This window comes from Rhizobium sp. BK060 (assembly GCF_014193145.1).
In the GTDB taxonomy this organism is placed as follows: domain Bacteria; phylum Pseudomonadota; class Alphaproteobacteria; order Rhizobiales; family Rhizobiaceae; genus Rhizobium.
Genome location: NZ_JACHYW010000002.1, coordinates 352,090 through 358,610 on the forward strand (window position 1 = coordinate 352,090; position 6,521 = coordinate 358,610).

Annotated in this window: 5 protein-coding genes; 3 read left to right on the forward strand and 2 right to left on the reverse strand. The window is 60.5% G+C overall.

The window, feature by feature from the left end; translation table 11 throughout:
- Positions 1 to 408 precede the first annotated feature (408 nt).
- Positions 409 to 1,653 (forward strand): aromatic ring-hydroxylating dioxygenase subunit alpha, encoded by a 1,245-nt coding sequence (locus tag FHT71_RS03855; protein ID WP_007793249.1) that lies wholly within the window; start codon positions 409 to 411, stop codon positions 1,651 to 1,653.
- A 65-nt stretch (positions 1,654 to 1,718) separates the two neighbouring features.
- Here the strand turns inward: FHT71_RS03855 and FHT71_RS03860 are convergent, their stop codons facing one another.
- Positions 1,719 to 2,708: a GH25 family lysozyme gene (locus FHT71_RS03860; protein WP_132588448.1), complete on the reverse strand. Its 990-nt coding sequence runs from the start codon at positions 2,706 to 2,708 to the stop codon at positions 1,719 to 1,721.
- 241 nt (positions 2,709 to 2,949) lie between these two features.
- On the opposite strand from FHT71_RS03860, the gene FHT71_RS03865 reads away from it, so the two are divergent.
- Positions 2,950 to 3,384: a BA14K family protein gene (locus FHT71_RS03865; RefSeq protein WP_246717942.1), complete on the forward strand. Its 435-nt coding sequence runs from the start codon at positions 2,950 to 2,952 to the stop codon at positions 3,382 to 3,384.
- A gap of 52 nt (positions 3,385 to 3,436) precedes the next feature.
- Here the strand turns inward: FHT71_RS03865 and FHT71_RS03870 are convergent, their stop codons facing one another.
- Positions 3,437 to 4,432, reverse strand: coding sequence for a transporter (locus FHT71_RS03870; protein ID WP_007793241.1), 996 nt, complete (start codon positions 4,430 to 4,432; stop codon positions 3,437 to 3,439).
- Positions 4,433 to 4,648: 216 nt separating this feature from the next.
- On the opposite strand from FHT71_RS03870, the gene FHT71_RS03875 reads away from it, so the two are divergent.
- On the forward strand, positions 4,649 to 6,427 hold the full coding sequence (locus tag FHT71_RS03875) for an acyl-CoA dehydrogenase (RefSeq protein ID WP_132588449.1): 1,779 nt from the start codon (positions 4,649 to 4,651) through the stop codon (positions 6,425 to 6,427).
- The last annotated feature ends 94 nt before the right edge of the window (positions 6,428 to 6,521 follow it).

A 6,521-nucleotide genomic window follows, 5' to 3' on the forward strand; every position in this document is an offset into this window, starting at 1 on the left:
ATCCGCATGCATGTCTGATGCGGCAAGGATAGGCAATCATGCTTAATGGTAGATTAAGCATGATTGCCGTCCGCAGATTGGAGGACCTAGTTCATTGGCCGTCATGTCGCAAATGCGATAACCGTGGCGATGCCGGGCTGAGAGCCCAAGCATGAATTGGGTTGCGTCGATGTCGTAATTGGCCTTACTTGCCGAGAATGAAGCATTTGTAGGTTGGAGCCGTGTTCGATTCCGCACTCCTTTGTCGCCTGTCGTCATTTTCGAAGCCAATGTCGCTTTACAACCAAACGCCGCGCGCCAGCGGTGTTTAAATGTCTTTCAAGAAAGTCTCCTGACGGAGAGGGAGCGAAGCTTCCGGCGGCTTTCGCCTTCGATCAAGCGGCGGCCCCACCATACGAGGATATGCAGATGGATATTCGCAGCAACGTATTGCGGCAACTCAAGACCCGGCGGGAAGGCTTCAGTCTCGAGCAGCCCTTCTATATCGACGAGGACTACTTCAAGCTCGATATGGAAATGATCTACTACCGCGATTGGCTGTTCATGGGCCATGACTGCGAGTTGCCGAAGCCAGGAGCCTATTTCACCGTTCAGATCGGCGACTATCCTGTCGTCATCGTTCGCGGCCGCGACAACGTCATCCGCGCCTTCCACAACAGCTGTCGCCATCGCGGTTCGCGCGTCTGCACCAAGGAGCACGGTTCCTCGGTTCGCCTCGTCTGCCCCTATCACCAGTGGGCCTACGATCTCGATGGCAAGCTCGCCTTCGCTCGCCACATGGGCGATGATTTCGACAAGAGCGGCTACGGCCTGAAGCCGGTTCATTGCGAGAGCTTCGGTGGCTACATCTTCATCTGTCTCGCCCAGAACGCGCCGGATTTCCAGCCGGTGCGCGACATGGTGGCTCCTTACATGCTGCCACATCATTTGAGCGAGGCAAAGGTCGCCTTCCAGAGCACGATCATCGAAAAGGGCAACTGGAAGCTCGTCTGGGAAAACAACCGCGAATGCTATCACTGCGCGGCCAATCATCCCGAGCTTTGCCGTACTTACCCTGAAGCGCCGAGTGTCACGGGCACGGACGGTGGTGCCGACGATCCCGAGATCGCCGGTCACTGGTCGCGCTGCGAGGCGGCCGGACTGCCGAGCAAGTTCCAGATTTCTCCGGATGGCCAGTTCCGCACGGCCCGCATGCCTTTGATCGAGGATGCCGAGAGCTACACCATGTCCGGCAAGCGCGCCGTCAAGCGGCCTCTTTCGGAGGACGTGACGATCGATCGCATCGGTACGATGCTGCTGTTCCACTACCCGACGACCTGGAACCACATTCTCGGCGACCACGCGATCTCCTTCCGCGTGCTGCCGCTCAGCGCTAACGAAACGGCCGTTACGACCAAGTGGCTTGTGCACAAGGATGCCGTCGAGGGCGTCGACTACGATCTGGCCGAGCTCACCCACGTCTGGACCGAAACCAACGATCAGGATCGCCGTATCGTCGAAGAGAACGCTTTCGGCATCCATTCGCCGGCCTACGAGCCTGGCCCTTATTCGATGCTGCACGAGGGCGGCGTCATGCAGTTCCTCGAATGGTATTCACACTTCATGGTCAATCGCCTGCAGGGCGATCAGGCGAAGCTCTCAGTCGTCGCCTGATCCAAAGGACTCCCTCCCAAGTGGCCCCGCTTTCTAGAGGCGGGGTCTTTTTTGAGGAGGGCTCCTCAGAAGTCGCGACGGGTACGGGCCACTTCGCTCTGCGGTATCGAGGAGGTGACGATAGGGTCCGGTGCAATGGCGGCGGTGTCCATGGCAGGCTTTCCGCGCGGCTCCATCTCGATCTTGGCAAGGATGAGCGGCGGGTCGGGCTCGCGCGCAGGCAGGAGGTTGCCGCGCGCCCACATCTTTGCGAGCTCCGCCCGGCTCATCGGCGCGACGTTGACATCGATATCGGTCAGGGTGCCCGGCACGCGGTAGGGGCAGCGGCGCTTGCTGCAGTTCGTTCCGGACGAGAACTGCCACATCAGGTAGTTGTCCCAGTTTCCCATCGGGAACACGCCCTTCACGTCGGGCTTGTATCGCGCATACCAGATCGGCAGGCGCGCCAGCACCGGATAGTCGTTGCGGTAGGCGGCGATGTAACGGGCAGTGTTGTGATTGGTGTAAAGAACCGGATAGCGTCCGGTTCGCGCCCTGATATGGCCTGCGAAAATCTGCGCGTCCTCCAGCGACATGAACTGCTGCGGATCGATGCCTTCCAGATCGAGGACCATCATCTCGTCGTCCTTGGGGTCGGCATAATCGAGGAAATGGTTGGCTTGGTCGACCGGATTACCCGGCCGTGCAAGGTGATAGGAGCCCCACAGCAGGCCGGCCGCCCGGGCAACGAGCCGTCGCGTCTGAAAGAGCTCGCGGCTCACCGCATACTTGCGCCACATGGTCTTGCAATGCGCAACCGTGTCCCCGGCATGATCGCCGGTGCAGGAGAAGCTTTCCGGAAGTCCGTCGGAGGCCTTCGAGATAAAGGCGGCGATACGCTTGTCGGAAAGCAGCGAATCCCAATCGATCGTGTTCAGCTCGTAGGCATCGATGACGAGCGCGTTGTTGGGGTTCTTCCAGGGAGGGATGTTCGTGGCCGCAGCCTGAGACGGAGCCCCCACGACAAGCGCCGGAACCACCAGGCGAAGCAGAAGATTTCTCCAGGATCGCTTCATGGAATGAGCCTGGTGAAAGGCGGTTAATGTCCAGTTAATCCGCGATCGCTTAAAAACGGAAAGTCGCATCAACGGCATGAAAACGGATCATTGGAACGGTTTCATAGCCTTCGCGTTATCATGCGCGCGTATTCCAACTGGGAACGGAGATTCCAAGAGTGGATTTTTTAAGAAGATAGCGATTGCCGCCATATCGTTCGTGACGCTCGCCAGTGGCCTTGTGCCTTCGCAGGCAATGCAGATGCCGGCTTTGCCGCAGGTCGAAAAGTCTGGTGACGTCCAGAATGTGCAGTATTGCCGCGGCCCCTATTGCCGCCCCGGTTTTCGCCCCGGATACCGGCCGGGCTACTATCCCGGTTCTCGCCTAGGTTATTACCCAATGTATCGCCCAGCCTACCGGCCCGGCTGGTATGGCGACTACCGCGGCTATCCCTATTACCGAAACGGCTACCGCTACTACAATGGATACTGGTTCCCGCTGGCTGCCTTCGGTGCCGGCGCAGTGATCGGCGGCGCGATCGCCTCGCAGCCGACCTATGTCGCTCCTCCCGCGGCTCCGCTTGCGTCGAGCCACGTGGCCTGGTGCGAAGCGCGCTACCGCTCCTATCGCGTCTACGACAACACCTTCCAGCCGTACAACGGCCCGCGCCAGCAGTGCATTTCACCGTACCACTGAATGAAACAGGCTTGCGTCTCAAGGCCCGGCATCGATGCCGGGCTTTCTTCATTCAAAGAATGCGAACGCGCTTCAGCAGCCACCAGGCCAACAGGATCGAAGCGATGATGAGGGCGAACGCGTATTCCGTCCCTCCGCTGCCTTCGGCAAAGGGCAGGTTCGTCGTGTTCATGCCGAAGAAACCCGTCACCAGCGTCGGCGGCAGCAGGAAGGCCGTCATGATCGACAGAATGTAGAGGTGTCGGTTGGTCTCGGAGGATAGCTTCGAATCGATTTCTTCATGCAGCAGACGCGCGCGGTCCTGCAGGGCATAAATATCGTGATCGACCGTTTCGAGACGGCTTGTGAGTCGTCCCGCGACGTCTTCGAAGCCGAACGGCATTTCGTCGTCGTGCGAGGCCGCGGCCCGGCGCATCAGGGCGAGAACCGTTCTCAGGTGCCTGTGCAGTCTGACGACTGTGCGCCTAACCGGCGCCAGCCGCCGGCGTTCGTCACGCGGCGTGTTGTCGTAGACGAAATCCTCGATAACGTTGAGTTCATCCGTCATCTCCATGACGATCGAGAGCAGCGTGCGCTGGAATTCGATCACCAGGGTCTCGAACAGGTCGACGGGACGTTCGAACTTTGTCGGGTTCTTCTCGACCAGCGCCCGAGCGCGCTCGATGCTGCGCAGCGGCTGCAGACGCGTGGTGATGATGAAGCGATCGGATATCGCAAAATGCAGCCAGCCGAGGTCAGCCGTCTCGTGATCGAACTCGCGCTGACAATCCACGAGCGTGCCGTAGAGCATCTGTTCGTCGACGGTGATCGCGGCATGCGTGTCGCGCGTAATCAACGCCGCCTTGGCATCGTCGTTCAGGCCCTCGATCGTATCGAGCAGGCCGGGAACGCGGGCATCGGCGAGATTGAGGTGCAGCCAGTAGAAGCCGCCGCCGTTCGTGAGTTCCGCCTGCGGCGCGCTGTTTGCAAGGCGTGTCGCCCTGCCGCCATCCGGCGGAAAGCGGTAGGCCCACACGAGTCCCGGTATGTTGGCAGGCAAGGTATCCATGGTGCGCCGGTCCTCTTGCGATGGCGGTCTGTGTCCTTAGAGATTCTCTATGACGGTTGGTTTGTGCAAGTGCACAATAGTGCAGACAGCCCTTACTCCCTGCGCATAGCCACCGGAAAGTTTGAAATTGACGTTTACGTAAAAATCAATTAGCTCTGCCCACGGAGAGGTCGAAGGGCGTTTCGCTTGGCGGCCATGGATGCGAGGAGATCACTGATGTACAAGGCGCCCGTCGAACAGATTTCGTTTACACTGAAGCATGTGGCCGGCTTGGGCAGTGCAATCGAGGCCGGTTTGCTTGGCGATCTCGGCGAAGATCTCGTTGACGCCATCCTTCACGAAGCAGGGCGGTTCGCCACGGATGAAGTGGCACCGCTCGCCGAAATCGGCGACCGCCAGGGCTCGCGCCTCGTCGATGGCAGGGTGGTGACGCCGGATGGTTGGCGCGACCTCTATCAGAACTGGATTGCCGGCGGCTGGAACGGCCTGACCGCACCTGAGGAGTTCGGCGGGCAGGGGCTGCCCCACATGCTGAACGTCGCGGCGCTCGAGATGTGGAATTCCGGATCGATGGCATTCGCGCTCTGCCCGACACTCACCATGGGCGCGATCGAGGCCATCAGCAGCCATGCCTCGGACGAACTCAAGAATATATATCTTGCAAAGCTCGTTTCCGGTGAATGGACCGGCACGATGAACCTGACGGAGCCGCATGCCGGCTCCGACCTCGGTGTGCTCAAGACCCGCGCGGAGCGTCGGGACGATGGCACCTACCGCGTCTTCGGCCAGAAAATCTTCATCACTTGGGGCGAACACGACGCCGCCGACAACATCGTTCACCTGGTGCTCGCCCGCCTGCCGGATGCACCGACCGGAACGCGGGGCATCTCGCTGTTCCTCGTGCCGAAGTTCCTTGTCAATCCGGATGGATCGCTCGGCGCCCGCAACGATCTCTTTGCCCATTCGCTGGAGCACAAGCTCGGCATCCACGGCTCGCCGACCTGCACCATGATCTATGGCGATGGCAAGTTCGGTGAAGGGAAGGGTGCGATCGGCTGGCTGGTCGGCGAGGAAAACAAGGGCCTGGCCTGCATGTTCACGATGATGAACAACGCCAGGCTTGCCGTCGGCATGCAGGGCGTGGCAATCGCCGAGGCGGCGACGCAGAAGGCGATTGCCTATGCGAAGGAGCGTACTCAGGGTAAGGCGCCCGGCTGGACGGGCGGCGGTATGAGCCCGATCATCGAGCACCCGGATGTCACCCGTATGCTCCTGACGATGAAGGCGCTGACACAGGGCGCCCGCGCGATTTCCTACGCCTGCGCGCACGCCATCGACATGTCGCATCGCGCGACCGACGCCAAGCCGCACTGGCAGGAGCGCGCTGCGCTGCTGACACCTATCGCCAAGTCCTTTTCCACCGATGTTGGAGTCGACGTGGCTTCGCTCGGCATTCAGGTGCACGGCGGCATGGGCTTCATCGAGGAAACCGGAGCTGCGCGCTACCTACGCGATGCACGTATCGCGCCGATCTACGAAGGCACCAACGGCATCCAGGCGATCGACCTTGTCACCCGCAAGCTGACGCTTTCCAACGGCGAGCAGGTACACGGGCTCATTGCCGAGCTGAAGCAGATTGCCGACCAGGTCCGCCACTCCAACCTCGAAGGCTTTGGTGCGACCGCAAACCGGCTCGACGCAGCCACAACCGACCTCAGCGAAGCGACGGACTGGTTGTTGGCGCAGTTGCGCGATGGCAAGACGGCCGAGGCTTTGGCCGGTGCAACACCCTATCAGCGCCTCTTCGGCCTTGTCCTGACCGGTTGCTACCTTGCCAAGGGCGGGCTCGCGCAGTCGCCCGATGGTGGCGCTGAGAAGCGCATCGCGCTCTGCCGCTTTGCCGCGGAGAATCTTCTGTCCGAAATTGCTGCGCTGAAAGACAGCGTCATCAGTGGTGCCGCAAGTCTTGCAGCCGCCAAAATCGTTCTTGTCTGAGGAGGTGGCATGAAAGATGTCGCGTCCGCTGCGAGAACGGATCACTGAGATGCAGGTGATGATCGAGGGACAGTCACACTTCCAGCCTTTCGGC